The sequence below is a fragment of the Acinetobacter sp. Root1280 genome, from assembly GCF_001425285.1.
GTDB classification, from domain to species: domain Bacteria; phylum Pseudomonadota; class Gammaproteobacteria; order Pseudomonadales; family Moraxellaceae; genus Acinetobacter; species Acinetobacter guillouiae.
This window is the reverse complement of the sequence record NZ_LMED01000013.1, coordinates 38,946-65,419: the sequence shown is the minus strand read 5'-3', so window position 1 is coordinate 65,419 and position 26,474 is coordinate 38,946. Positions and strand designations below refer to the sequence as shown.

26 protein-coding genes are annotated in these 26,474 nt (G+C 40.5%); 7 read left to right on the top strand and 19 right to left on the bottom strand.

Annotated features, from left to right (window positions below; translation table 11 throughout):
• Nucleotides 1-77: 77 nt before the first annotated feature.
• The 8 genes from ASC84_RS13200 to ASC84_RS13165 form a co-directional block, all read right to left on the bottom strand.
• A complete protein-coding gene (locus tag ASC84_RS13200) occupies nucleotides 78-1,034 on the bottom strand; it encodes a p-hydroxyphenylacetate 3-hydroxylase reductase component (protein ID WP_034614186.1) in 957 nt (318 codons plus the stop codon).
• A 68-nt stretch (nucleotides 1,035-1,102) separates the two neighbouring features.
• Nucleotides 1,103-2,056: a PDR/VanB family oxidoreductase gene (locus ASC84_RS13195; RefSeq protein WP_004721592.1), complete on the bottom strand. Its 954-nt coding sequence runs from the start codon at nucleotides 2,054-2,056 to the stop codon at nucleotides 1,103-1,105.
• A 34-nt stretch (nucleotides 2,057-2,090) separates the two neighbouring features.
• Nucleotides 2,091-2,828 carry an SDR family NAD(P)-dependent oxidoreductase gene (locus tag ASC84_RS13190; RefSeq protein WP_004820415.1) on the bottom strand — a complete coding sequence of 246 codons (738 nt, stop codon included), beginning with the start codon at nucleotides 2,826-2,828 and terminating at the stop codon, nucleotides 2,091-2,093.
• Nucleotides 2,829-2,839: 11 nt separating this feature from the next.
• A complete protein-coding gene (locus tag ASC84_RS13185) occupies nucleotides 2,840-3,325 on the bottom strand; it encodes an aromatic-ring-hydroxylating dioxygenase subunit beta (protein WP_004721595.1) in 486 nt (161 codons plus the stop codon).
• Nucleotides 3,326-3,335: 10 nt separating this feature from the next.
• On the bottom strand, nucleotides 3,336-4,613 hold the full coding sequence (locus ASC84_RS13180; RefSeq protein WP_004721598.1) for a Rieske 2Fe-2S domain-containing protein: 1,278 nt from the start codon (nucleotides 4,611-4,613) through the stop codon (nucleotides 3,336-3,338).
• A 30-nt stretch (nucleotides 4,614-4,643) separates the two neighbouring features.
• The gene (locus ASC84_RS13175; RefSeq protein WP_056515414.1) at nucleotides 4,644-5,171 is read right to left on the bottom strand and encodes a nuclear transport factor 2 family protein; all 528 of its coding nucleotides are present in this window, start codon (nucleotides 5,169-5,171) and stop codon (nucleotides 4,644-4,646) included.
• 43 nt (nucleotides 5,172-5,214) lie between these two features.
• Nucleotides 5,215-6,351: an acyl-CoA dehydrogenase family protein gene (locus ASC84_RS13170; protein ID WP_227515147.1), complete on the bottom strand. Its 1,137-nt coding sequence runs from the start codon at nucleotides 6,349-6,351 to the stop codon at nucleotides 5,215-5,217.
• Nucleotides 6,352-6,399: 48 nt separating this feature from the next.
• Nucleotides 6,400-7,512: an amidase gene (locus ASC84_RS13165; RefSeq protein WP_056515409.1), complete on the bottom strand. Its 1,113-nt coding sequence runs from the start codon at nucleotides 7,510-7,512 to the stop codon at nucleotides 6,400-6,402.
• Between the two features lie 147 nt (nucleotides 7,513-7,659).
• Here ASC84_RS13165 and ASC84_RS13160 point away from each other — a divergent pair, with 147 nt between their 5' ends.
• The gene (locus tag ASC84_RS13160; RefSeq protein WP_004721604.1) at nucleotides 7,660-8,127 is read left to right on the top strand and encodes a MarR family winged helix-turn-helix transcriptional regulator; all 468 of its coding nucleotides are present in this window, start codon (nucleotides 7,660-7,662) and stop codon (nucleotides 8,125-8,127) included.
• A gap of 54 nt (nucleotides 8,128-8,181) precedes the next feature.
• On the opposite strand, the gene ASC84_RS13155 is transcribed toward ASC84_RS13160, so the two are convergent.
• The 4 genes from ASC84_RS13155 to ASC84_RS13140 all read right to left on the bottom strand — a co-directional run bounded on the left by ASC84_RS13155 (nucleotide 8,182) and on the right by ASC84_RS13140 (nucleotide 12,804).
• A complete protein-coding gene (locus tag ASC84_RS13155; RefSeq protein ID WP_056515407.1) occupies nucleotides 8,182-9,177 on the bottom strand; it encodes a 3-hydroxybutyryl-CoA dehydrogenase in 996 nt (331 codons plus the stop codon).
• A gap of 1 nt (nucleotide 9,178) precedes the next feature.
• Nucleotides 9,179-10,285, bottom strand: a complete 1,107-nt coding sequence (locus ASC84_RS13150; RefSeq protein WP_056515404.1) for an NAD/NADP-dependent octopine/nopaline dehydrogenase family protein — start codon at nucleotides 10,283-10,285, stop codon at nucleotides 9,179-9,181.
• Between the two features lie 83 nt (nucleotides 10,286-10,368).
• Nucleotides 10,369-11,370, bottom strand: coding sequence for an AraC family transcriptional regulator (locus ASC84_RS13145; RefSeq protein WP_056515401.1), 1,002 nt, complete (start codon nucleotides 11,368-11,370; stop codon nucleotides 10,369-10,371).
• A gap of 90 nt (nucleotides 11,371-11,460) precedes the next feature.
• Nucleotides 11,461-12,804, bottom strand: a complete 1,344-nt coding sequence (locus ASC84_RS13140) for an MFS transporter (RefSeq protein WP_056515398.1) — start codon at nucleotides 12,802-12,804, stop codon at nucleotides 11,461-11,463.
• 364 nt (nucleotides 12,805-13,168) lie between these two features.
• Here ASC84_RS13140 and ASC84_RS13135 point away from each other — a divergent pair, with 364 nt between their 5' ends.
• From ASC84_RS13135 to ASC84_RS13115, 5 genes are all read left to right on the top strand, one after another.
• Nucleotides 13,169-13,561, top strand: a complete 393-nt coding sequence (locus tag ASC84_RS13135; protein WP_004721615.1) for a hypothetical protein — start codon at nucleotides 13,169-13,171, stop codon at nucleotides 13,559-13,561.
• Nucleotides 13,562-13,953: 392 nt separating this feature from the next.
• Nucleotides 13,954-15,369, top strand: coding sequence for an anthranilate 1,2-dioxygenase large subunit (gene antA, locus ASC84_RS13130; RefSeq protein ID WP_056515395.1), 1,416 nt, complete (start codon nucleotides 13,954-13,956; stop codon nucleotides 15,367-15,369).
• Between the two features lie 2 nt (nucleotides 15,370-15,371).
• Nucleotides 15,372-15,863, top strand: a complete 492-nt coding sequence (antB, locus tag ASC84_RS13125; RefSeq protein ID WP_056515392.1) for an anthranilate 1,2-dioxygenase small subunit — start codon at nucleotides 15,372-15,374, stop codon at nucleotides 15,861-15,863.
• Nucleotides 15,864-15,874: 11 nt separating this feature from the next.
• Nucleotides 15,875-16,906 carry an anthranilate 1,2-dioxygenase electron transfer component AntC gene (antC, locus tag ASC84_RS13120; protein WP_056515389.1) on the top strand — a complete coding sequence of 344 codons (1,032 nt, stop codon included), beginning with the start codon at nucleotides 15,875-15,877 and terminating at the stop codon, nucleotides 16,904-16,906.
• Nucleotides 16,907-17,487: 581 nt separating this feature from the next.
• On the top strand, nucleotides 17,488-18,546 hold the full coding sequence (locus ASC84_RS13115; RefSeq protein WP_056515386.1) for an AraC family transcriptional regulator: 1,059 nt from the start codon (nucleotides 17,488-17,490) through the stop codon (nucleotides 18,544-18,546).
• A 117-nt stretch (nucleotides 18,547-18,663) separates the two neighbouring features.
• Here the strand turns inward: ASC84_RS13115 and ASC84_RS13110 are convergent, their stop codons facing one another.
• From ASC84_RS13110 to ASC84_RS13090, 5 genes are read right to left on the bottom strand one after another with little or no spacing between them, the layout of a single operon-like run.
• The gene (locus tag ASC84_RS13110; protein ID WP_056515384.1) at nucleotides 18,664-19,611 is read right to left on the bottom strand and encodes a transporter; all 948 of its coding nucleotides are present in this window, start codon (nucleotides 19,609-19,611) and stop codon (nucleotides 18,664-18,666) included.
• Between the two features lie 50 nt (nucleotides 19,612-19,661).
• A complete protein-coding gene (locus ASC84_RS13105) occupies nucleotides 19,662-20,192 on the bottom strand; it encodes a flavin reductase family protein (RefSeq protein ID WP_056515444.1) in 531 nt (176 codons plus the stop codon).
• Nucleotides 20,193-20,226: 34 nt separating this feature from the next.
• Nucleotides 20,227-21,465 (bottom strand): styrene monooxygenase/indole monooxygenase family protein, encoded by a 1,239-nt coding sequence (locus ASC84_RS13100; protein WP_056515442.1) that lies wholly within the window; start codon nucleotides 21,463-21,465, stop codon nucleotides 20,227-20,229.
• 55 nt (nucleotides 21,466-21,520) lie between these two features.
• Nucleotides 21,521-22,312, bottom strand: a complete 792-nt coding sequence (locus ASC84_RS13095) for an SDR family oxidoreductase (protein ID WP_056515382.1) — start codon at nucleotides 22,310-22,312, stop codon at nucleotides 21,521-21,523.
• A gap of 16 nt (nucleotides 22,313-22,328) precedes the next feature.
• Nucleotides 22,329-23,576, bottom strand: a complete 1,248-nt coding sequence (locus tag ASC84_RS13090; protein ID WP_004721631.1) for a dienelactone hydrolase family protein — start codon at nucleotides 23,574-23,576, stop codon at nucleotides 22,329-22,331.
• Between the two features lie 597 nt (nucleotides 23,577-24,173).
• On the opposite strand from ASC84_RS13090, the gene ASC84_RS13085 reads away from it, so the two are divergent.
• Complete coding sequence (locus ASC84_RS13085; protein WP_056515439.1) at nucleotides 24,174-24,872, top strand: DUF1826 domain-containing protein; 699 nt, start codon at nucleotides 24,174-24,176, stop codon at nucleotides 24,870-24,872.
• A 132-nt stretch (nucleotides 24,873-25,004) separates the two neighbouring features.
• Here ASC84_RS13085 and ASC84_RS13080 read toward each other — a convergent pair whose 3' ends face one another.
• Both ASC84_RS13080 and ASC84_RS13075 read right to left on the bottom strand, forming a co-directional pair.
• Nucleotides 25,005-25,322: a hypothetical protein gene (locus ASC84_RS13080; RefSeq protein WP_227515146.1), complete on the bottom strand. Its 318-nt coding sequence runs from the start codon at nucleotides 25,320-25,322 to the stop codon at nucleotides 25,005-25,007.
• A 63-nt stretch (nucleotides 25,323-25,385) separates the two neighbouring features.
• Complete coding sequence (locus ASC84_RS13075) at nucleotides 25,386-26,372, bottom strand: AraC family transcriptional regulator (protein WP_056515378.1); 987 nt, start codon at nucleotides 26,370-26,372, stop codon at nucleotides 25,386-25,388.
• Nucleotides 26,373-26,474 lie beyond the last annotated feature (102 nt).

Sequence of the window (26,474 nt, the reverse complement as noted above, 5' to 3'; positions counted from 1 at the left end):
AACACCGTTAAAAATTCTATCTCAATAAATCCAAATAACCGACAAATTCATCTAGATATTTGTCGGTTAGTTGATGTTTATACAATCCCCGCAATATCCTTTAAAATTTTAATAAAAATTTCCTTTTCATTTTCAGGATATTTTTCAAAAACTTCATTTTGATGGCTATCGGCAATATCAAACAGATAATGTGCGGTTTTCTTGCCCTTTTCCGTTAACTTAAAAAAACCTTCCGTTTCAATCAATAAACCATCTTTTTTTAAGATAAGCGCAGCTTGTTCGATCTCACGCATCGGCATGGCAATATCACGTGGTAAATCTGCTTTATTGGATGCAGTACCACTGCCTAACACCAATAATAATCTTGCTTCACTGGTTCGAAATCCAGTGATTAACTGCTTCGGAATATAATCGGTCTGATAAAATTTAAACGCCCGACTCATTAAATAGCAGACATTACTATATAAATGCCCTTGATGTAATTCGCCTAAATCTTCTGCTTCTACAGTATCTTTAAGCTGTAATAATGGATGAGGAATCACACCTGAATACGCGCCTTGGTGATACACCAACGGACTACGCCCTTGATCATGAAACTTAACGACTTTGCCAATAATAATCCAGTGATCACCACCTTCAATAATTTCATGTCGTTCACATTCAAACACTGCTGAACAATGGTCTAGAACTGGTGATTGACCTGCACCAACCTGATAACTTGTGCCTTCATACTTATCGATATTGCGACGAGAAAATTTATTGGATAACTCGATTTGAGAACCCGATAAAATATTTACCGCAAAATGCGTAGCTTGCTCAAATACAGAAAAACTCGATGATTTTTTATCGATACTCCATAAAATGAGTGGTGGGTCTAAAGACACTGAGTTAAAACTATTTGCAGTGACTCCAACCTTCTCGCCTTGCTCATTTTGTGCCGTAACAATGGTCACACCTGTAGCAAAATTACCCAATGCCCGTCTAAATTGCATTGGATCTATTTTGATTTCATCCATTGATTTTAATGAATTCATTATTCTCTCCTGAATCTTTTATCCTATTTAGCTCGGTATCTGAAATTGCTTAGTCCTGTTAAAAGCAATTAAATATCCAGTACCAATCGTGCTGACTTTGCACGGGAACAGCACACCAGTATTTGTTCATTACTGGCTTTTTCTTCATCAGTAAAATACACATCGCGATGATCAGGCTCACCTTCGATCACATCGCACATACAGGTTCCGCAGACGCCCTGTTCGCAAGACATTTCAATCTCAATCCCTTCACGTGCCAGTGCTTGCAGAATGGTTTCTTCGGCATTGACCATGATGATCTTGCCGCTACGCTCAGCAACAACTTCAAATGCATCACCGTTGGTTTCAACCTCAACCTGAAAATATTCCTTATGAATCTGTTGCTCAGGAAAATTTTGTGTCAAAGCCAAATTAATCACCCAATCCATAAATCCATTGGGACCACAGGTATAGATATGGCTTGCTTTGTCTATGTCCTGAATGGCAGATTGAAAAAACTCGCGATGGCTGGCCCCTTCCGATTTAAAATGGAAGGTGGTAAAGGGCGCCAATACACTATTTCTAATTTCATCGACAAAGGCACATTGCTCTGGGCTTGCCCCGCAATAATGCAGTTCAAAAGATGCGTTTTCTTGTACCAATTGATAGGCCATGGTGATCAAAGGGGTAATTCCAATCCCCCCACCCACCAGTACAGCATGTTTGGCTTTGACTAATGGAAACAGATTTTTCGGTTCACTGACCTGTATTTGCATACCATCTTTTAAATCATCAAAAGCCGATACTGAACCACCACGCGATTCTGGATCACGTAAAATCCCCAGTCTGAATATGCCAACATCCTTTGGATTTTGGCATAGTGAGTACTGACGCACCATACCATTAGGTAAGTGCACATCAATATGCGCACCTGCTTCAATTTTTGGTAATGTGGCAGAATTTGCAGATTCAAACTCCATGACTGCAACATTCCCACCTTCTACATGACGGTTTCTGACAACCACGTTATAGAGTGTAGCCATGATTTATCTCCCTTTTATGCATCTCGCCCAAGGCTTAACGCATAAATAATCCACCGTTAATATCCCACGTCGCCCCAGTGACAAATGCAGCGCTTGGGCTTGCCAACAAGGCACAGGTTTCAGCAATAAATTCCATGCTACCTAATGCTTTGACTGGGATATTTTGAATAAATTGCGCCATTTTCTCGTCAGATACCACACTGTGTACAATCGGTGATTCCATTGGCCCAGGCGCTATGGCATTTACAGTCACACCTTTAGCAGCAAACTCTTTGGCAAAGATTTTGGTCAAAGTCACAATTGCACCTTTGGTTGCAGCATAGTGTGCTCCTGTTGCAGTACCTCCATTTTGCCCTGCCAATGAAGCCATATTGACGATACGACCATAGCCTTGATCTGCCATATATTTGCCAATAATCTGACATGCCTGAAAGGTTCCTCGCTGATTCACTTGGGTGATCCAGTCGAAGTCAGCTGCAGTAATCTCTAAAACAGGGGTTGCCTTGGTGACCGTCGCATTATTAATCAACACATCCAATTTGCTGAATTTTTGTTGAATCCACTGCACTGCGGCATGAAAATCTTGCTCAACTGAAATATCCAGTTTTAACGCAAACATATTCTCCGCATTAGGACTACGTGCTTTGGCATTTTCAGCCTTTTCTAAGCTGCTGGCAGAGACAATCACTTGATGCCCCTGTGCTGCAAAATATTCGGCGATCACATTCCCTAAACCAGATGCTGCGCCCGTGACTAAAACAACCTGTTTCATTTTTTGCGCTCCTAGAGGATGTAACTGATACCCGCCAAAGTATCGGTCGAGTTGACTAAGTTGATAATTTTACGATTGATCTTAAAGCCTTGTTCTGGATCACGAACCAAATGAAAAATCACATCTGCGGTGTAATGTTTTAAGCTTTCCTTACGGAATTCACGGAGGTTTTGTGCACAGCGTAAAATGATTTCACCATCCTCATCTTTTACGACACGGATACGTGACACGCTACGGACGGTATTGGCTTTGGGTGCAGTCGAAATCGCCTCACCATTTTCCAAACGTTCGACCCGTAATGTACGCATATGATTGTTGTCATAGGCATAGTTCAAATTATTTTCATAATCCTTGAGTGTCGGATCAATCGGAATGATATACACGCCTTTTTCATTCCAGAGATTGAGCCATTCACGGTATTCACTGTGGTCTAACATGTCAGCTTCAGCCCAAACAAAAGCAGTCACTTCATTTAATAATTGCAAATTCATGTTCATGCTACTCTCCTTAAGCCGTCATCATCTTTTTCCACTGCTGATAAGCAGCGCGCATTCCAGTTTCTGCACTGACATCACTCTTTAAGCCATCTTCAGTTTTTACTTCGCCGGGTAAACCACGGTTCAACATGATCCATAAATCATGACCAGCATTGGCACCATGTTGCACACGTTCCCACGCTTCTGAGTCATCAGGTGTACCAAAACCAAATGGACCTTGGAAATGTTCATGTAGACGTAAGCGATATTGATTGGCAATCTGTGGACCACCATCCATCGTGATCACGGAATGATGAATTTCAGTTTCATTGACTGAAATCGGTTGCATGACACGGAAAAAGGCCATTGAACAGGCAATGTTTGGGAACAGGTTTAAGTTAAAACCAGAACCACCCACAGCACGTACAATACGGCGTACTTCAAGTTCTTCATGTCCTTCATCACGTAACGCTTGAGCAAGCTCTTCAAAACGTTCCTGAATTGGGCGTTCCATCAACTCTTCATCTAAATCCACCAGCTCAGGAATCATCACCATGACACTGTGCCCATTACCTAAATCTTCAACATAGCCAGGTTGATTTTCAAAATTAAATAACTCTTCAGTCTTCTCATCGACTGAACTTAAGAATGACTTATGTACCAACGGAAAATGATAGGCATCGGTGGTATTTTCCAGCTGGATTTTCCAGTTGCCTGGGAAACGGAAACGATGTTCACCCAATACTTTAATTGGATAACCTGCGCCTTGTTTCATAAACAAATCAATCCATTTTTTCGCAGCGCCCAAGAAATCCGCTAAAGGTTCAATATCGTCTTTAAAGGTGGCGAAAATCATACCGTTGTATTCTTCAACACGTAGGCTAATCAATGGAAACTCTGATTTATCCAGACATTCACCATAACTTTCAGGTGAAGGTACACCACGTAATGAACCATCCAGTGCATAGCTCCATCCGTGATATGGGCAAACAAAACTGTTGGTTTTGCCTTTTTTATGTTCACATACCGTTGCTGCACGATGGCGACAACGATTGAGCAATACATGGACTTTTTTCTTACGGTCACGTACAACGACCACAGGTTGCTTACCAATATTAATGGTTTTATAGCTACCACCATCTGGAATTTCGCTGGCATGTGCCACCCAAACCCAAGTGCTGTAATAAATCTTTTCCATTTCATCATCAAAGACACGCGCATCTTTATATAAAGAGGTATGCGCACGATCACTTTGAACTAACTCGCTGTAATCAATATTAATATTCTGCATTGGAATAATACTGTTCATATCCATTATCCTTTTCAATTTATCCATAACTTATTGCTGAGACGGTACTGGCAATATCGCTGTACTGTTCCAGTGAGACACAGGGCGACTAAAAATATTTTCAGTCTGAAAATGTTTGATCTTCCATAGACCATCGGTTTGCTGTTTAAATTTCACACTGAGTTTTGCGGCATTTAAATGGCTATCTCCATTGAGAAAGGTCGAGGTTTGCAACATCAACCAGCTTGCATTGGCCTGATCGCCTGCAATATAAATTTGTTCTGAACTGACAAAATGTGCATTCATCACAAAATGTGATTCGGTTTGGGTATAACTTTTAAACATGTCAAAAATGGCTTGCCATGAAGCATAGCGACCAAAAGATTGCGCATATTTCTCACCAATTCCTTCCCAAATACTGTCCTGATCAAATAAATCCATTAATTCATTGAGGTCAGTTTTGGCATTTAATCCATCACAAATTTCCATATAACGATGAATACAATTACGAATCGTGTTTTGTGCTTCGAGCTGCTCTAAGCGTTGTAAGATAACGGTCAAATCCATCTGGCTATTCATGTCATATTCATCCTTGGACATCTCGTGATTATTTAAATTCGGCTTATAAATAACCGGGTGCTGGCTGCATACCAAAGCTCACCAAAGCGGCATTTTGTAAAGTGGCATCGCCCATAAAGGCATGCTGAGTCACCACATTGGTATCATTCACAAAACGGCTAAATGGGTTATGGGTATAAATTGCAGTCATGCCCGCCAGCATTTGAATTTTGCGCGTCACACGTGCGCAAACTCGAGCAACATGGGTACAAGACAAACGCATCTCACTGATCTGTTCTGGCGTTGGCGTAGCACCTGCAATAATCTCATTCCAAACGATTTGCATAGTGTCGTAGAACCAAACACGCGCTGCTTTAAACTCAGCTTCGACTTGGGCAAATTCATATTGAGTGACTGGGCGACTGGCAATTTCAGCACCACCTGTGATAGATGATTTGCCAGGCGCTAACTTTTGGAATTCTTCCAACGCTGCTGCTGCAACACCGATCCCGACCACAGTTAACACCTGTGTTGCCAATGACAGTGATGGATATTTAAAAAATGGTTCCGAAAGTTTAGACGGTTCACCACGAATAAAGGTCCAATCATTGTTTACAAAGACATTATCGACTAGTAGATCATGACTGCCTGTTCCTTTTAAACCGACCGTATCCCAAGTCATTTCGATTTGCGCTTGTTTTGCTGGGATAATTGCTAAACGTGGGAGACCTTGTGTGGTGTTATTGACCTGTGGACTAATCCCCACCCCAATAATATCGGCCCCCATACAACCACTGGAAAATTTCCATCGACCTTTTACCACCACGCCATCAGCTCTTAAATCTGCGGGTTGCGGTGGAAAAATACCTGCTGCAAATACAATATCTGGGCTCTCTTTATATAATTCTTCAAGCGTTGCTTCAGGCAGGCTACCCAAATAAGCAGGGCTCATCCCAAAACTCGCAACCCAGCCCACTGAACCATCTGCTTTAGACAAACGTTCAATCAACTCACAAAATTGTTGAGGTGACCATTCATTGCCGCCAAAACGTTTCGGTACCAATGCACGATAGACACCAATCTGCTTTAACTTATCGATGATGTCTTGACTCACATACGCTTGGTTATCAAACTCGCCTGTACAAGCCCGTTCTCGAATCTCCTGACAGAGTGCTTCTAATTCCGTTTTTGTTGTGTCCATTACAAATTCCTTTGTCGATAAATCATTCATTACCCAACTCCTTGTCATTTATTGCGCTGCATCCACGATATATTTCGCAATTGCACACACCAGCTCATCCGAATTTCGTTTTGCTACGATTTGTAAACCCACTGGTTGCCCTTCACTGGTTTTGAGCGGTATTGAAATTGCAGGATGACCAGATAAATTGAATGGACGCACCAATGAAGTTAAGTTCAACAGTGCAACCATATGTTCTGCATCGATTAATTTGGGTGGGATTTGCGGAAGGGTTGGCAGTAACACAGCATCATATTTTTCCAATAAGCCATCAATTTCATTGATAAATTGTGCTTTGACCGCTTCCGCCTCTTTTACTTGTTGCGCCGTGGTTTGCGCAGATTTGAGCAAGCGAGCATGGATATCGTCACCCAATAAACCGGTTTTGGTTAACTCACCATACGCCTGCCAATTTTCATAATTAATGATCTGCATCCCTGCATCATAAGCAGGCTCAAACCATTCAGATTTCACTGGTGTAGCTGACAGATTCGCCTGAGCAAGAAATTGCTGAATACAGTTCAATACCGTTGGATTTGCATTTACCTCAAGCCAAGCCAGTTTCGGCGTATGCGCTAATTTTTCCAAAGCATGAAAGCTTGGATCAATTATCTGCATTGCGGTTTCAATCATTGCAACCGAAGCGGCAAATGGTCCCACGCAATCCAACGAACTCATGGCTGGATGTATCCCTTGACGACTGACGCGATTGAATGTCGGCTTAAAACCATACACCCCACAACATGCCGCTGGCATACGAATTGAACCACCAGTATCGGTACCTAAAGTAAAATCAGCCAGACCTGCGGCTACGGCAGCAGCAGACCCACTCGATGAACCACCTGGAATTAGATCAGGATATTGAGGATTGATTGCAGTGCCAAAAACAGGATTGATCCCGGTAATTCCAAAAGCCAACTCATGTAGATTGGTTTTTGCGGTAATTTGGCAATCCGCTGCCAAAATACGCTCTACCACTTCTGCATTTTTTGTTGCAGAAGGCTTATCCATCAAGGCTTTGCTCCCGATCATGGTCTTTAGACCTTGAATATCAATGGAATCTTTCACCATGACTTTTAAAGCACCGCGTCCTATTTGTACGTCTTGTACAACAATATTCATTCACTTTTCCATGTATTTTTGTACTTAATACCAATATCGGAAAAAGTAATGTAATTGTCAAGATGTTTTTATCAGAAAGAGCAAAGATTTTTTCTTTAATTTTTGTATAATGATGAATATTCATCTTTATAAAGTTATCACTTTGCTATGCTTACTCATTTAGAACAATTTCTACCTAATAATGAACCTAGCAGCTTACAAAGCTATCCTTTCTTTTGGATTTCTCAAGTGAATGGTAAATACACACAACTTATTGAAAAATCAATAAAAAAACTAGGTATCGACAATACACGTCGTAAAATCATTTTAAGTACCAATGCTTTGCAACAAGCCAGTATTACCGAAATTGCCAACCTCTCTACCCTTAAATTGACCACAGCAACCAAAGCCATTTATCGCCTAGTTGAAGATGATATTGTGCAGGTTTTTTCTTCAGAGTCTGATGAACGTATTTCGATGGTCAAGCTCACTGACAAAGGCAAAGAACTGGTGGAGCAGATTAATCAAATCAGCCAAGTGACTTTATCTGGGATTTTAAATGCCTTTGAAGATGAAGAATTGCATCAGTTAAATGCACAGTTGAAAAAGCTATTCAATTTGATGCCATCAAGCTAAAAGCTGTAAATAAACGCCCATTAGCTGAATGCAATGGGCGAATTGTTCGGTTCATCACGTTGCGGACTGTAAAATATTAAACGATGGTTTTAACTTACTTTTTTCAATTCGATCTGAAAAGGTCCGTAAAACATCTTGTTTATATTGATGAATATCCACATCTGCATAATTATAAAAACCCTGCTTTTCACGAAGGCCATTACGCTGCTGACGCATATTTTCCGCAATAATTTCAGGTGTACGAAAACGCTCCCCCAGCTCTTTTTGCAAATATTGCGAGGCATAATACAAAATATCGCCACCGCCCCAATCAATAAACTCCAATAAGCCTAAAACAGAAAAACGCAAACCAAAACCAGTACGAATAGCAATATCAATATCTTCTGCCGAAGCGACTCCATCTTCAACCATACGCGCCGCTTCATTCATTGCCAAGGCCTGAATCCTTGGCACGATATAGCCCGCCTTGGCATTACAAACCACAGGTACCTTACCAATCGCCTGTAGAAATTGCTTAAGCTGAGTCAACACCTCATTTGAGGTCTGGTCAGAACGGCTTAACTCCACCAAAGGCATGAGATAAGCAGGATTTAGCCAATGTGCATTGACTACTCGCTCAGGATGCGAAATCATTTGCGCAATATCCGTCACTAAAAATGTGGAGGTGGTCGAAGCCACAATACACTGCTGTGAAAGATATTGGTCCAGCCAAGCAAAAATTTCTTGTTTAGCTTGTTTTACTTCTGGTACAGCCTCAAGGATCAACGCACAGCTTGGCAATATGCCTGTAGCAGCCTGTTTAGATAAAATCGCAATCTTATCCAAAACAAAAACTTGCTGGTCTGCTTGAATAAACTGAATTTTCTCAAGCAACTGTAACTCTTGCTGTAAATCAGCACGAATTTGAGTTTGATATTGTTCAAATTCAGCTTCACTACGTTGTTTTGCATCAATCAAATCAACGTTTAGTCCTGCATAGGCAAATGCAATCGCAATGGCTTTGCCCATACGTCCAGCGCCAAGCACCGCAATTTTTTCGATCATCTGCATTTTAGACTCCTTGTTGCAAAATCGCTTGCAGTTCTGCTGGGCTTTTATCCGCCAGACCTAAACGCTCAAAAGTACGTCCTTGTTGATATAAATCCTTACCCGTGACCGCTGACGCGATATTCAACAAGCCCTCAGCAACAGGGGTTGCGACACCTACCCAACGTCCCACAGAAACTAAAAAAGATAATCCTAAACGAGTGTCTTCTAACATATAGCGATGTGAATCTAAGTCGATATCCTCACGCCAGTCACCACTGTCAGTTAATTTTCCATGTGCCCCACGTCCATACATCCATTCATCACCCTCACCTTCATGATTATAATGATCCGCCAAAGGAAAATGTGGTGCGGCATATCCCAATGCTTCACGTACTTGCATTCGTTCCGCATCAAGTTGATTGGTGACACGACGAATTGAGGGTTGAGTACCTTCGTTATGAATATCCCACGCTTCAAAATGTTCAAGTGGACCCGCATTCATCAAAATTAAAGGTGGATGAATAATTGGTCCAGCATTCATCAATGCACCACTTAAGCTGTCTTCAACGGGTTCAACACTAGGATATGCCTGCTTAAGCACTTGAAATGCCTGTTGTGACAATACGCTTGGAAATACGCCTGTGGGTAAACGGGTCGCATAACCACTAATCACAATTTGATTCACCCCATGTTTACGCACCAAATAAGGCAAAGTTCCCGTTTCTGCAAATGCCACTTGCGCAGTGTTACCTGCTTGTTGCATCGCCTTGGCAAAGATAAAACTACCAAATGTCGCTGGTGGTAAGTACACCACTTGCCCAGCTTTAAAAAATGGCGCTGCTTGACGGGCTAAATCATCATGTGTGGTCGCAGGTAATGGAATAATAATCAACTCAGCATGTTTAATGGCGCGTTGCAAATCATCAGACAAATTAATCTGACTCTTTTCAAAACCCACCGTCACAGTACGATCGCCCTGATAATCCTTAATCTTTAATTGCCCAGTGGCAGCAAGTTGTTGTAAAGCATCTGAATCACGGCGCCATAACAGCACCTCATGTCCTTTTTCAGCCATTTCTGCCGCAGCTGCATAACATCCATGACCGCCACCTAAAACTGTAATTTTCATCATTGCTCTTCCTGATTTATTTCAATTCATCATAGAAGCACAATAACCTGCTGGCTTATCCAAACACGCAACACGTGTTCAGTTTACGAAAGCATTGTACTCATTTGAACAGGACTCATTTTTAAAGTTTTAGAAGGTAAACACCCATAGCGTTTTTTATACAGCGTAGAAAAATGCCCTAAACTTTGGAAACCGTGATGCAACACAATATCCGTCACTGTTTCATTGGTTTGAGCTTGCTGTAAAGCCAGATGTACCCGTTCAAGTCGCTGATCACGGATATACTCGACTGGGGTTTGTTGTAAATACAGGCTAAAGCCTTTTTGCAATGTGCGGATCGACACCTCACAACACTGGCTTAAATCCGCTAATGAAATCGGTTGTTCTAAATGATTCTGAATATATTTTTGTGCTTTTTTTAGATAGCCGGGCAAAATATGCTGTCTTTGCAAATTAAGCTGGTCACTATAGTTATTTGGAATCTTCAATAAAATCAGTTCAATTAAATACTGGGTAAAACTCGCAGAGATAAAGCTCCAATTTTGAATATGATAATAGGCATGGCACAAATAATTGAGGGTTTCAATAATCGAGTCTATGCCTTCCTCGGTACAGGACAGGCTCATATCAAAGACAACTGGTTCATGACTGGTATGCCCCAACATTTTAAACAATTGGGTTTCTACATCATGTTGAGCAAGTTTTAAAATAATATTTCGGCAATGCTGATTGGTCTGGATTTGCTGTTGAGTATGTGGATGCGTAATTGACATAATCCCGACTGACTGTAGCACCTGTTGGTCTTCTATACCGACTTTACATTGACCTTCCAGTGTCAATCGAAATAAATAAAAATCAGAAACCTCATCAATGGTAATCATCACAGGTGCGCTATATTTAAGATCGTACAAGGCACAATTTCCAAAGCGAAAACCATTTAAACGGGTATTTAACGGTTCACGCACTTCCACCTCAAAACGATGAGGGCTTAAATAATAACTGACCTGATCTTTAATGGTTTGATAATCATCCGATTTAAACAATAGCAGTTCATCCAGATAATCCAATTTGAAAAACTGTTCCATTCTTTCACTCCCTGATTATGGATTGACCAAACAAGTCACAAAGCCCATTACAAAGAATGGGCGCTGTGACTGATTGAGAACACCATTGGATTAAGAGGCATGTTCCTGCTGCATACTGGCGCTAAATGCCTTACAGCCCTTTTTCAATAAGATAAATGCCAACACACATGAAATCGTACCCACGATAGACAAAGACATCCCCACCATCAGTGGATTTTCAAAGATTTTATCTGTAATCAATGCCACCAACGTGGTACCGATCCCAACCGCAACCAAATTACTGATCAGCAAAAACACGGCTGAGATTTGTGCACGCAACTGATTCGGTGCCAGCATTTGCATTGCTGTGGTTGAAATTGGCATTGGGAAAGAGGCAAAAAACATGGCAGGGACCAGAAATACCACAGAAAGCCACAGCTCATTGACTTGGGTAAAGAACATAATTGGTAAAATTAATCCCACGATTCCAATCACACCGGTAATCATTGGCGCGTCCTTACGTCCTTTTTGAATAAACCAGTCATTGAGCCAGCCTGCACAGAATACGCCAAGAATATTTGCCACCAATAACACCGTGCCTAGCATATAGCCTGCTTCTGTCGGTGTAAGGCCAAACTTACGCATGTAAAATGCTGGTGACCAACTAATCAGGCAATACAGCGCCATTGCATAGAAAGTAAAACCTAAATAATGGCAAGTAAAAGTACGACTATGTTTTTTGATAAACTTAAACGCATCTTTCATATTGGTCTTTTCAACTTGACCTTGTGCATTTAAACGCTGACCTTTTCGTTGCGGTTCTCTCACCGTAAGTAACACCAGTAAGCCAATAAACACTCCAGGTAAGCCTACGATAATAAATGCCGCCTGCCATGCTCTTAATGCACCAAATAAAGGAACCTGAATGGTGTCCATATTTTTAAGCAAGCCAATCACATAACCGCCGACCAGAAAAGCAATCCCTCCACCGACAAATGAACCAATTGAATATACTGCAACAGCACGGCCTAATTTGTCCTTGCTAAACATATCACTAAACATTGAATAAGCTGCAGGAGATAAAGCGGCTTCGCCCACCCCAACACCCATACGGCTTAAAAACAGTTGAATAAAGTTTTTACTTAAGCCACAGAATGCAGTTGCAATGCTCCAAAATACCACCCCGACTGCAATAATTTTTGGTCGAGAAAATCGGTCTGCCAAATAGGCCAGTGGCAACCCCATAAAGGCGTAAAACAATGAAAAGGCAAGACCATGTAATAGACTAAATTGGGTATCTGACAAACCTAGATCAGCCTTAATTGGTTCAATCATCAGTGCCAGTATTTGCCGATCTATAAATGAAAAGATATAAGCCAACATGCAAAGTGAAACAACATACCATGCATATGTATTTGAATGAGAGCCTGTTGACTCTGGTGAGTGAGTATCCATTTTTCTTCCTTGTCCATGCATTTTTATGATTGGTATCTTTAAGAAGATGTCGCTTATTCGAGGAAATATCCATTTCCTATCCACCTTCATAAAGAAAAGCTTAGCCCACTATAGTTATTTTTACATGGAATTTTCCATGTTATTTTAAGTATATAGTTATACCTTTTACTTCACAATGCTCAACTCGAACCAATTTATTTTATTTAAAATAATAGATATCAATAAGATACTATATTTTTAAATTGTAAATTATTTTTGGGAGCGTTCTTGAAACATACGTTAAAAATTTAATTTTAAAATAATATTGAATTTTACATTTATTTTTACATAATATAAAAAAATACACCTCTCATAGGAAATGGATATGCCGCTGTCAAAACAAGATGCAATTGAAAGTATACATAGCATGCACGTACTGATTGAACGTATTTTTAACGGGAAACATACAGAACAAGATCTTCCCCTACTTATTGAATATTTTTCCGATCATTTTGAGATGGTCGGTGCAGCTGGAAAGCGTTTTTCCTTGGCCGATGTCAAAGGGCTGTTTAGCAATAATCAGGGCAAGATGCCAGATCTAAAGATCGAAATTTATGATGAACAAATTTTGATGCAAAGTGAACAAAGCATTGTTCTCACCTATACTGAAAAACACACCAAGGAATCAGGAGTTCTAGTTCGACGTTCTTGTGCGCTGATTGAAGAAATTCAAGGAAAAATGCAGTGGAGTTACTTACAGGAGACTTTTTTACCTTAAATAGCGGTTAGTCTTAATAACTTCATTTTTCAATGCAACGCTTTAAGTTCAATAAGATATCAATTTAGAATATAAATGATTGAATTGCGACTTAAAGCTTAGCCTCCCCCCGTTTTGGCAAACACTTTGTCCATTTTCATCCCCAACATTAAAATTTTACTTAAAAAACAAAATTACGGCGAAGTTCAATTCAAAAATATTATTTATTTCAAAAGTATGCATCTTGTTATGTATAAAACAGATTGAAAAATCCTATCGCAATCTCCTCCACAAAAATGTATCCAAGCATTTAATCTGCATAAAGTGGATAAACACATGGAAAATCTGGATAGAGCCTTTCTTTAAATCGCGGTTCAATCAAACAAAGGACTGATTGGATAGAGGAAGAGCCCATGACTGCACGTAACCTCGCCGAATGGCAAAATTTTGTACACAGCTGTATCGATTTTCGACCAAATGATGGTGTTTATCGAATTGCTCGCGATATGTTTACCGAACCAGAACTATTTGATCTCGAAATGGAACTCATTTTTGAAAAGGTCTGGATTTACGCTTGCCATGAAAGTGAAATTGCCAATAACAATGATTTCATTACAGTACAGATTGGCCGACAACCGATCATTATCAGCCGTGATGGTAAAGGCGAACTACATGCCATGGTCAATGCCTGTGAGCATCGTGGTGCAACCTTGACCCGTGTGGCCAAAGGCAATCAGTCTGTATTCACCTGCCCGTTTCATGCTTGGTGTTATAAGTCGGATGGGCGTTTGGTTAAGGTCAAAGCGCCAAATGAATATTGTGAAGATTTTGATAAATCTAGCCGTGGTTTAAAACAAGGCCGTATTGCCAGCTATCGTGGATTTGTTTTTGTCAGTCTGGATACTCAGGCTACAGATTCACTGGAAGACTTTTTAGGTGATACTAAAGTGTTTCTTGACTTGATGGTTGATCAATCACCAACGGGTGAGCTTGAAGTATTACAAGGTAAATCTGCTTATACTTTTGCAGGCAACTGGAAACTACAAAATGAAAATGGTCTGGATGGCTATCACGTTAGTACCGTGCATTATAACTATGTTTCCACCGTTCAACATCGCCAGCAAGTTAACGCAGCCAATGGCAGTGAACTTGACACACTTGATTATAGTAAATTAGGTGCGGGTGATGCCGAAACGGATGATGGTTGGTTTAGCTTTAAAAATGGACATAGTGTGCTGTTTAGTGATATGCCAAATCCAGCGGTACGTCCTGGTTATGATGTGGTGATGCCTTATCTGCTGGAAAGGTTTGGGGAAAAGCGTGCTAAATGGGCCATGCACCGTTTACGTAACCTCAACCTTTATCCAAGCCTGTTCTTTATGGATCAGATCAGTTCACAACTGCGTATTGTCCGGCCTGTGGCATGGAATAAAACCGAAGTCATCAGCCAATGTATTGGTGTCAAAGGTGAATCAGCGGAGGCACGTCGTAACCGTATTCGTCAGTTTGAAGACTTTTTCAATGTATCAGGATTGGGTACACCAGATGATCTGGTGGAATTCCGCGAACAACAAAAAGGCTTTCAGGGCCGTTTAGAACGCTGGAGTGATATCTCACGCGGTTATCATCAATGGAATTATGGCCCATCACAAAATTCACAAGATCTTGGTATTGAACCCGTGATCACAGGGCGTGAATTTACTCATGAAGGGCTATATGTCAACCAGCATGGTCACTGGCAACGCCTGCTCCTCAATGGACTCAATAAAAAAGCACTTAAGATGCAAGAAGTCACTTTTTTAAATCAATCTGTTACGGATGAGGTGTAACCATGTCTCTAGAACTTCATTTTGCAGTGTCTCAATTCCTTTATAAAAAGGCGGAACTGTGTGATCGCTATGATTGGGATGCTTACCTCGAACTCTATGATGAAGATAGTGAATATCATATCCCGCAATGGATTGATGACCATCACTACGTTCAAGATCCCAATCAAGGCTTGTCCTATATTTATTACCCCGATCGTTCAGGACTTGAAGATCGTGTGTTCCGTATCCGTACTGGAAAAGCAGCTTCTGCAACGCCTTTACCGCGCACTCAACATAATATTCACAATGTACAAGTAAAGACTCAAGAAGATGGTTTGGTTGAGGCAAAGGTAAGTTGGCGCACGCTTTATAATCGTCAGGGCCTTGAAGGATGCTTTTATGGTCATGCCACTTATTTGCTCCGTCCAACTGAAGATAGTTTCCGTATTCGTCGTCAACACAGCGTATTGCTTAATGACAAGATAGATTCGGTTCTCGATTTCTATCACGTCTAAGGAGAAATACAATGAGTCATTCTGTTGCACTCAACTTTGCCAATGGTAGAACATTTTTTATCGCAGTACAGGAAGACGAATTGCTGTTGGACGCAGCGGTTCGTCAAGGAATCCACCTCCCGCTCGATTGCCGTGAAGGTGTTTGTGGAACCTGTCAGGGGAAATGTGAAACGGGTATTTATGAACAAGAATATGTTGATGAGGATGCATTAAGCGAACGTGATTTGGCTGAACGTAAAATGCTGGCTTGCCAGACACGGGTTAAGTCTAATGCCGCTTTTTATTTCGATCATAGTTCCGAAATCTGTAATGCGGGTGAGGCTTTAAAAATCACCACGATGGTTACTGCTGTTGAATTGGTTTCAGAAACCACCGCGATCTTGCATCTGGATGCCAGTAGTTTTGACAAGGAACTGAATTTTTTACCAGGTCAATATGCACGTTTACAAATTCCAGAGACTGACGATTGGCGTTCTTATTCATTTGCCAATCGTCCCAATGCCAACAATCAACTTCAGTTTTTAATTCGTCTGCTGCCAGATGGTGTAATGAGTAATTATCTCAGAGAACGTTGTCAGATTGGACAAAGCCTGATGATGGAAGCGCCTTTAGGTAGTTTTTATCTACGTGAAGCTGAACGCCCTCTGATCTTTATTGCAGGTGGTACAGGTTTATCGGCTTTTTTAGGTATGCTCGATAATATTGCCGATCAACCAAATCAACCCTCAGTGCAACTCTATTATGGTGTCAATACAGAAGCCGATCTATGTGAACAAAAGCGTTTGATCGCCTATGCAGAAAAGATCAAAGACTTTAGTTATTATCCGATCATTTCAAGCGCCTCAGAACTATGGCAAGGAAAATCAGGCTATATCCATCAACATCTGGATAAACAACAACTTCAACAACAACGCTTCGATATGTACTTATGTGGCCCGCCACCGATGATCGAAGCCGTCAAATCTTGGCTAGATGAGCAGTCTATCGAAGATTGTTCTATTTACAGTGAGAAATTCTTACAGAGCAATACGGTAAGAACTTAGTTTTAACAACAAAATGCGTGTCATATCTTAAGATATGACACCAACTCACAGCAGGATTAAGCTCAAGATGATTCAAATCTTAATTGAGCAACAAAACTTATTAAATAGCGAAATCATATGATGATTTATTGATTGAATTTGGATATTTTTTCTACGTGGCCTGATTATTTCAGTTTGTGATATCCTGATATTTAAAATAATACAAGAATTTTTAATATAATTATATTATTCAATAAGTTAAATCAATAAAAACAACCAAAAATAAATTGATCATTTTAGTCAGATTTGCTATACATAGAGATAGATCTTAAGGAATAGGATCATATAAAGAGTACAAAGCATGATCAACGCTATCCTTTATTTTTTAAAAAATACCATGACGTTTTTTTTTGATTTGATCACGCCAAACTAGACTAAAAATATGTTGTATCGAGGTATTTTACTTGGTCTATTTTTTGCTTAACTCTTTATATCACTGCCAGCCACTTAAAGTTTTAAGTATTGTTTAATGCAGTTTTAATCAGGTCATCATGTGACATAAAGATTAGCTGTAATAAACAAGCCAGCCAAAAGGAATATTTATGAGTCAGGTCGATCCTACTATGGAATTCAATGGACGTCATTTACAACAATGCCCCATTTTTTCATCGCAAAACTTAGTCTTTCAGCATCAAGACTTGGGCGAAACCTGCAAAAGTGTTGGGCAAATCTTCAAACCGCATCTATTAAAAATCGTACAACAACAAAACGATTTTCACTCATCCATGCACCATCTTAAAGCAGGACGATTATCCATCAGTCGTCTTGAATACAGTGCCGATGTCTATATTGAACCTGACCATTTAGAAAAATTTTATCTGATTCAAATCCCAACACAGGGATATGCAGAAATTGAAATGAATCAACAAAAATTTATTTCTTATCCGCAAGTTGCCTCTCTAATTTCACCCGAACAATCGCTAAAAATGCGCTGGCATGCCAACTCCTCGCAGCTGATTCTCAAAATTGATAAAGATGACCTTTTACAGCACTGCCGCCAGCATCTTCCAGACGCACAGCAGCACCCTCCTATTTTTGAACCCAAGCTTGATCTTTCTACCCAAGGCGGTGCTTATTTTTTCCAATTGATGCGTACATTGATGGATGCGCTTGCTTGTGAACAGCATCCTTTGCATCACCCAATGGCATTTAAGCAGTTTGAATCCAGTCTATTTAATGCCCTGATTTACGGCCAAGCCAACAGCTTATTGCATCAAATCGATCAGTACAGAGAAAAAGTCATTTCACCTTATTTTGTCAAACGTACTGAAGCCTATATACGTGAAAATCTACACGCAAATTTAACCATTGAACAATTGGCTGAACAGGCAGGCGTAAGCGTACGTACATTATTTGCAGGATTTAAAAGCTTTTTAAACACCACTCCAATGTCATACTTAAAAGAGTTGCGTTTTGAACAAGCGCATATGGAACTCCTACAAAATGAGCATGTCTCAGTCACAGATGTCGCGTTTAAATGGGGCTTTAGTCATCTTGGGCGTTTTTCTCAGGAATATAAACGTCGTTATGGTGAATTACCCTCTTGTACACGCCGTAGCACCCTTGAACAGCAAGATCTTAGGTTTAAGCCATATTCTTAAGCAACCGATGAGATTTAGTTAAAGAGATTTTATTCATTATAAAAAATTAAAAAACCTATTTAGACGTATCTAAATAGGTCAAGTATATCTGTCAGGATGTTGCCATAGCGTTTCAAATCAGAAGTGATGAATATAACGTAATTGCAAACGAGTTCCTTCAGGACGATTTTTTGCATCTTGTTCAAAATAGGCATTTGTCACGATATGATCATGTTTAGAAAAGCTATACATCGCCCCCGGTCCAATCGCCCACACTTGTTCACGTGTGCCTGTTAATTTTTCACCCTCTACTTCCGTGTCAGTCATTTGCTTGAGCCAGTAACCATTGATCCCTAAGCGTAATTGTGGTGTAAGCGCATAGTCTGTTGCAAAATTGGCATGGATCGCTTGCCCTGCCTGAATATCATCTGCAAGACCGAAGCTATAATTTGGATCATCATTTTTAAAATTGTACAAATAGTGCAGACGTGTAGAAACCGTCCACTTTGGATTAAACCAATAAGTTGCTGCCCAGTATGGATCAAATGAAACGGCATTATTGCCCGGATTAATATTTTTATTCTGATCATATTTCCCTGTCGGTAAATTGACCTGAAATTCAAAACGTTGTACGAATTTGGGCCCATCTTTGCCCATGACTGGGTCAAACTGGATAAATGGCCCAATCATCAGATCACCAAAACCCCCTTGGGCTTTAATCGCGGCATTATTTAAACCATCATCCATATCCATTTTACTGACAAATGGAATCAGCACATTCAATCCTAACGATGCATGTTCACCTACACGCACATTGGACAGATAACTGACTTGTTCAACAATGACTTGATAATTTAAATCGGTCTTGGGTAAAGCTAACCGATGAGCTTGATTGTCTTTTAACTTGTTCGAATCATAATTTTGCAGATACGTTTGAGAATACCACCCTGGCCCAGCAGGCAGCCCACCATCCAGAAAACTGGTCATGCCCAAATTCACCGTCGGCAAATCATATGCTTGTGCTGCAACCGCTGTTAAGACCACTGTTCCAGCAAGAAAACCTCTTTTGATCACATTATTTTTCATTTTCGATCCCCGAAAAAAATCACGATCAAAATTGATCGTGATTGTTGCTGTTAAATACTCAGTTCTGGATGCGCTGCAGCAATACGATACTTGCCCGCATGAAACACCAAAGGCTCACCAATACGATGTTGATAATGTTCAATCTGACCAATAAAAATCAGATGATCCCCCCCTTCATATTGATTTACGTTTTTACATACCAATGTTGCCAATACATCTTCTAGTAACGGTAAACCGCGCTCACACTCACGATGTGCAATGTTGGCAAACTTATCCTCTGAACCACGGGCAAAATGCCCTGAAAGTGAGTGATGTTCTTGTGCCAGCATATGAATCGCAAAATATTCGGTCTCAGTAAAATCCAATAAGCTTGGTGCAGTCTTTGACAAACTCCATAAAATCAGCGGCGGATCGAGTGATAGTGAAGAAAACGAGTTGGCTGTCATCCCAATTTTTCTTCCATCTCGTCCACGGGTTGTAATCACCGTAACCCCTGTAGCAAACTGCCCTAACAGGTTGCGGATTTCTCTTGGATTTTCCGTATCAATTGGTTTTAAATCCAGTTCCTGCGATGTGTTGATATTCATACCATTCACCTTTGACTTTGCTTCCCTATTAAGCCACTTTTTGACAGCTTTTCGATTCGATAAAACGTTGCGCCTGTTCTGGATCAAACCACCATGGAGCAAAATTGCGTGGATTATCAAAATTATTGGCAATACTCGAAGCAATGGCATGGTTCTGCTCAGCCGCCGCCAAAAGCTCAATCATGTGCGGTTGTGGTGGCAACAATAAACTGTTGGTCCAAGCCACGACTTTTTCGGCATATGCCCAATAACGTTCAAATGTCTGTTGCATCCATTCATCTGTAAATGTTTGATTGTCATGCGCTAAAATGGCATCGAAATAAATTTTGCTACACTTGGCGGCATTGTTTGAACCTTGCCCCGTGATTGGGTCGTTCACCACTAATGCATCGGCCATACCAAAAACTTTGCGACCAGATGGCAGGGTTAATATCGGTTTACGCACTCCCGGTGGAAAACGTCCAGACAGATAGCCACCAGCGTCGGTTAATTCAATATTTTCACAACGTGCTGCTTCCCAAGGCACATATTTGTTTAAAATATCTTTACTCATTTGCAAATGCTGTTCTGGTGTTTTCGCATCTTGCCAGCAATCCATCGGCCCACCGGGAATGCCTTCAAACACCATAATTTCACAAGCACCTGTAACTGTAAGCGCAGGAAAACAGAAATATTCACCCACTTCTGGAATTACGTTAAAAGTCACACGAGAATACGGCGACATTTGCTTCATACCTGTTACATAGGTCAAAGCAAGCGCGCGTTGTGGCTTATCAAAACAACTACGCGCTTCATCACGCTCGAACTGTTTAACCACTTCCCCCTTACCTGCGGCCAGTAAGACCAGCTCATATTCAGCAGTGAGCTGTTCCAGTTCATCTATTCCAACATCTTGAATAATCAACTGACCACCACGACGCTCAAACATTTCCATCCAGTACGGCATCTTGACGCGCTGATCTACCGATTGTGCATAACGCTCCAATCGCGCACTCCATGCAAAGGCAGGCTGTTTTGTTTCTGGGTTGACCAGTGTAAATCCAATCCCTTCAACCGCTGGACATTGCTCTTCCCAAAAATTAAGTCCAACATCACGCTCTGTTTGCAAGGCCGTGTGAAACATACACTGACTCGACATGACCTTGCCCTGACGAATTTCATCACCAGTACGGTTGGTGACAATCGTCACCTCATAACCTGTGTCTAATAATCCTAAACCGAGCTGCAATCCAGATTGACCCGCTCCTACTATAGCTATACGACGCATCATGGTTCTCCCATATTTTTTAATTCATTGAGTGTTTTAAATGTTTGATTTGCTATCACGCTTCATCGGCTAAACGTGGAATAGCTGGTTGATTCCCTTCAGGCCCCATGACGGAGTAACCACCATCGACGGCATAATCTGCGCCTGTCACAAAACTTGCGGCTGGCGAGAGTAAAAACAGCACCACATTGGCTACCTCTTCGGGATGACCTAGACGTCCCAGCAAGTGATAGTCAGCTGCTACGGCATCAGCTTTGCTTCGGTTATTGCCACTGACGTCGGCAATCACCCGTGACCATGTCCAACCAGGTGATACCGAATTAACTCGTACCCCATCTGCTGCAAAATCCATCGCCATAGACTGGGTGAGTTGTCGCATCGCTGCTTTTGAAACGGGATAAAGCCAGCGTCCTGCTTGTGCAAATTTGGCGGAGATCGAGGTGAAATTGACAATCGCACCATGCTTGGTTTTTAAATCCTCATAAAACGCACGGGTCAGTTCGACGGCTGAAAGCAGATTAATATTCAATGCTTGTAACCAGTCTTCACGTGAGGATTTAAAGCCATCATCCAGATAGGTACAGGCCAGATTGACCAAATAATCAACTTTGCCAAAGCTGTCGTGAATTGTTTTCACTGCGTTTACAATCGCCACATCACTGCTTAAATCAGTTTGAATAAATTGCGCCTGCCCGTGCATGGCATCCGCCACTTGCTGTCCTTGTTGGTCAATATCCAGAATAATGACTTTTGCACCTGCATCGACCAATGCTTGAACTACGGCCTGACCAATCAGGGTTGCGCCGCCACTGACCACAGCGATTTTCTGATTCAATTGAATATCCATATTCCACTCCTGATAGTTAAAACGATTTGCCTTCGCTGCTTGACCAAGACGGCATGAGGGTATTGGATGGCAAATCTTCATCCAGTAGTTTTTGAGCAGTTTCTACACCAGCAACGGGTAGCCCTTTAGGATTGAGTAATCCAATTTGAACCAGAACGGATGCCTGATCCCAGTAGATATGTTCATGGCAGAGTTTTGGGCCACGGAACTGAATCACACCCAGCATAGGAATCTCAACATACTTCCCTGTTGGCGCGACTCCCGGCAGTAACCAGTCAATTTCACTGTCATGGGTAAAACTCATAATGAATTCATCCACCACCTGTGTTGAACCGACAGTGCGTGAGATCGACGTGATCTTCATATCTTTTGGATTTTGATGAACGAAGTGATATTGATAGAAGCGGGCAAGTTGGCTATATCCCACACCACCTGTCAATGTTGGAATATGATTGACATAGGGTTGCGCCACCATGGTTGCCATAGTGGCAGGTACATCGCGTGTATCAAATTCATAACGGATATGCGCTTCCCAAAGTGCAACCAAATCATAAACTGGTCCGATACTTTGATGCAGTGCGGTAATACTGCGTTCATGAGCAAAACGTGCGGAGGGTTTGTGATAATGTTCGCTGTTTGGTCGGGCAAAGGCATGATCTACACCCTCATAGACATAAGCCTGAACATTGCTATATTGGGCGGCAGCATCCAGAATCTTTTGGCGTGCCTCTGGCGGTGTAAACTTGTCTAATTCAGCAATATGTAAAACTACTCGCCCTTGGGCATTTTCAAGTTCATCGAGTGTCTTCTCGATTCCTACCCCGTAATACCCCACTGCACAGGCCACTTCAGGAATACGACAACCTGCCAGATACGCCAGTTTTCCACCCAGACAATATCCCACGACACCTAAGCCTGCAGTGGCATCGCAACTCTCCAAAGTTTTGAGAAAATTCAAGCTATCTTGAATATCTTCGACACCTTGATCTTCATCATAGTGTTGATAAAGCTCGAAGGCTTTTTGAAAATCTTGCTCGGTATAACCCAGTTCAATGCGGGGTGCAGTACGCCAGAATAAATCTGGAACCAATACGGTATAGCCTTCCTCAGCCAAAAAATCAGCCTTGATACGCATTGCTGCATTCACACCAAAAATTTCCTGACACAGTACAATTCCAGGCCCTTTTCCGCCCTCTGCAATTGCCAAATACCCAGCAAATGACTTCCCTGTTTGGGTTTTTACTTCAATATATTGACCTGACATTTCATCCACTCCAGACCTAACCGTTAGCGTTATCATGTCTGTGAAAGGTATTTAACGTCTGTCCAAAATCTGCGAGGATTATCCAATCAGTGCGGAATACTGTGAAAGATGAAAATTCAATGCATAAAATTTTTTTTAGAAATCATTAGATCTTTTTCATAAATCAAAAATGAGCATATTGAGCGAATCGTTTTGATATTGAAATTACCTTTGGGCTGAGGCGAGGATGAGAGGGCTTTTATGTTGAATTATGGTTTTAATAAGGACTTATGATAGAAGCTGATTGCCACTTTTTATAAATATCTTGTCATCTACTATTCTGAACAACATTATCTTAAACAAGATTTTGCTCACCACATCAATAAGCCATAGTTAAATAAGTAAATCTGCAATTTTGCAAAAGTTCTCAATAAAAGCCATTGTTAAAGTCCATCTCTCTCAGCAATACATTGCAACAATACCCTGTTGTTCAGTAAGCTATGTTCAACGCTACCTGTAATGCACGCTTCTGTGCGATTCGTCCCAACTTCTATAAAGCTGATTCTATCAAGCTGAGTGAATATATTAGACATGGTTTCTGATTTATTAAATTCTAATATGCACCTTGCATTTTCTGACAACAATCAAGTTCGTGTAGTAACGACTTTTTCTGAACTTGTAAATACGACATTTCAAGGCGAGATAAATGCTATTTGTTGGAACAGAGATTTGCTGGGTGATTTTAAAGAAATTGTGTCTAAACTTGAGTTAAAAGAAAATATTACCGAAGTTTCCACTGAAGATCTTTTAGCACTACAACTTTCAGAAAAAGGTATTCTGGCAAGGGACATCATCTTAAGCGATATACAACTATTAACTGATTTCGGCGCTTCGCCTTCACTGAATTTACTTAAACATTATGAACGGGACCAAGATCTGGATTTCATTTCTACAGATGTATATTCGTATCATGTTGATCGTTCGCCCATTGAAACAGATACTTTTTTATGTACCTATCATGGCGCTGCCAGTGACATCATCTCCAATGATCAAGTGGAACAAAAGATTTTGATCCCAGAAATCAGGGAAAAGCTTAAAGCATTACATGACGGTCCTGAAGCAGAATTTGAAACCTTTCTGCAAGAGTATTTTTTTGATCTGCATTACCAGCCGAAACCCAACTCAGAACCTGTAAATTTAGGCTCAGGACATCTTTGGCGCTTAGCGGTAGATCATCCAACACAACAGGTTTTACCTTGCGTTCATCGAGCGCCCGTTGAAAAGGATGGCGAGTATAGGTTGTTGTTAATTTGTTAGATCATGATTTAATCAATATAGAGGGAAATTTGATAAAAATTTAGAAATTCTTATGGTTAATCATTTTTAATATTTTTTTCGCTTTATGTCTTACTTTTTGACTATATCTAACTTTATTTGAAAATACTTGATTCAAATATTCAGAAAAAAATCAAAATTTATTGGATTGCTTTCTTTAAGCCAAGTTAATGAAAGATCCACCCAATATTCTGACCCAATTAAGAAACCAGCTTCAATTAACTTAATTTCAGGAAATACTAACCATTTTTGTGAGTCTCCAATCTTTTCTATAATTTTTTCTCTGCCGACCTCTAAAAAAGGTAGCAATGAAAGTATAACGCCATGATTTAAAATATTGATTTCAAAGTTTTCATTTTTAATATTAATTTCCCAAGTATTTAAGTCATTATAATGTAAATAAATATCTTCAGATAAAGTGTAAACTCTCATTTTATTTCCACATCTCTCTAGCTCAAACAGCACGAGTAAATTTAATTGTCGATGGATTATGCATCATATTTTTACTCGACTCTTGGTTTCACTTGGATTCTCTCCAAATTCTTCACGATATTCATGTGAGAAACGACCCAAGTGATTAAACCCCCAATCAAAAGCTAATTTTGAAATGGAAATATTTTTATTCATAGAGGTACTTAAGGTCTTATAAACTTGTTGTAAACGATATCTACGTAAAAAAGTCAAAGGACTTGTTCCATAATACTGTTGAAATTCAGCATATAATTTAGACTTTGATACGCCAGCTAATCTTAGCAAATCTTCTGCACGAATCTCTTCATGGGCATACTTCTGAATATAGTCGCATACCTTACGTAAGTATTCTGGCGCTTGTTGATCAGATAAGGACCTTAACAAGCTTGAGTAATTATTTTCTTGCGAGAGTAATAAAGCTTTAATCAGAAAATTTTCATAATCCTCTGACCAGAGTTGTAAGCCCTGCATACTTTTGTATTGAGATCGAAGCAACAAAAAATGATCAATATTTTGCCACCACATCCCGATACCCTGATCAATTTTCAAACTCATTTCAGGATTGAAAACCACGGGTTCTTCAACAGACTGACGTAGTAATTCGCCTAACACCTTCTGCATACTTTTTTCAGGAATAACCACTTGATATTTTTTACAATCTTTATCAATCGCTAAATCTTGTAAATCTGCATTAGATAAAATTAGGCCTTTATCCGCACTGGAAATATAATTGGTGCCATTGATTGCTAAAGTCTGCTTACCTTGAATCGGCAAGCTAATACTATATGCCCTTAAATTAGACGTGTTAATGAGTACATTTGCACCATAGCTGATCTTACCGATCGCCATACGCTTGTGGGGTAATCGAATCCCTTCATAATGAAAATCTAAGACATTTCGACCGCATGTATCTAAGTGATGCTCCCCACATATTGAGGACATTAAACTGTGTGCAAATTCTGCCTGACGGGAATAGTGATTTAGATCCATCTCTTGGCTTAGTGATAACATATTCTTTTCACCTAGCTAACGCTCAATACTTGTTAAGGGGCAAATTACGTGCCAATTCCTTTACTTAAAATATTAAGCTCTGTTTATCCATAAACAATGTAG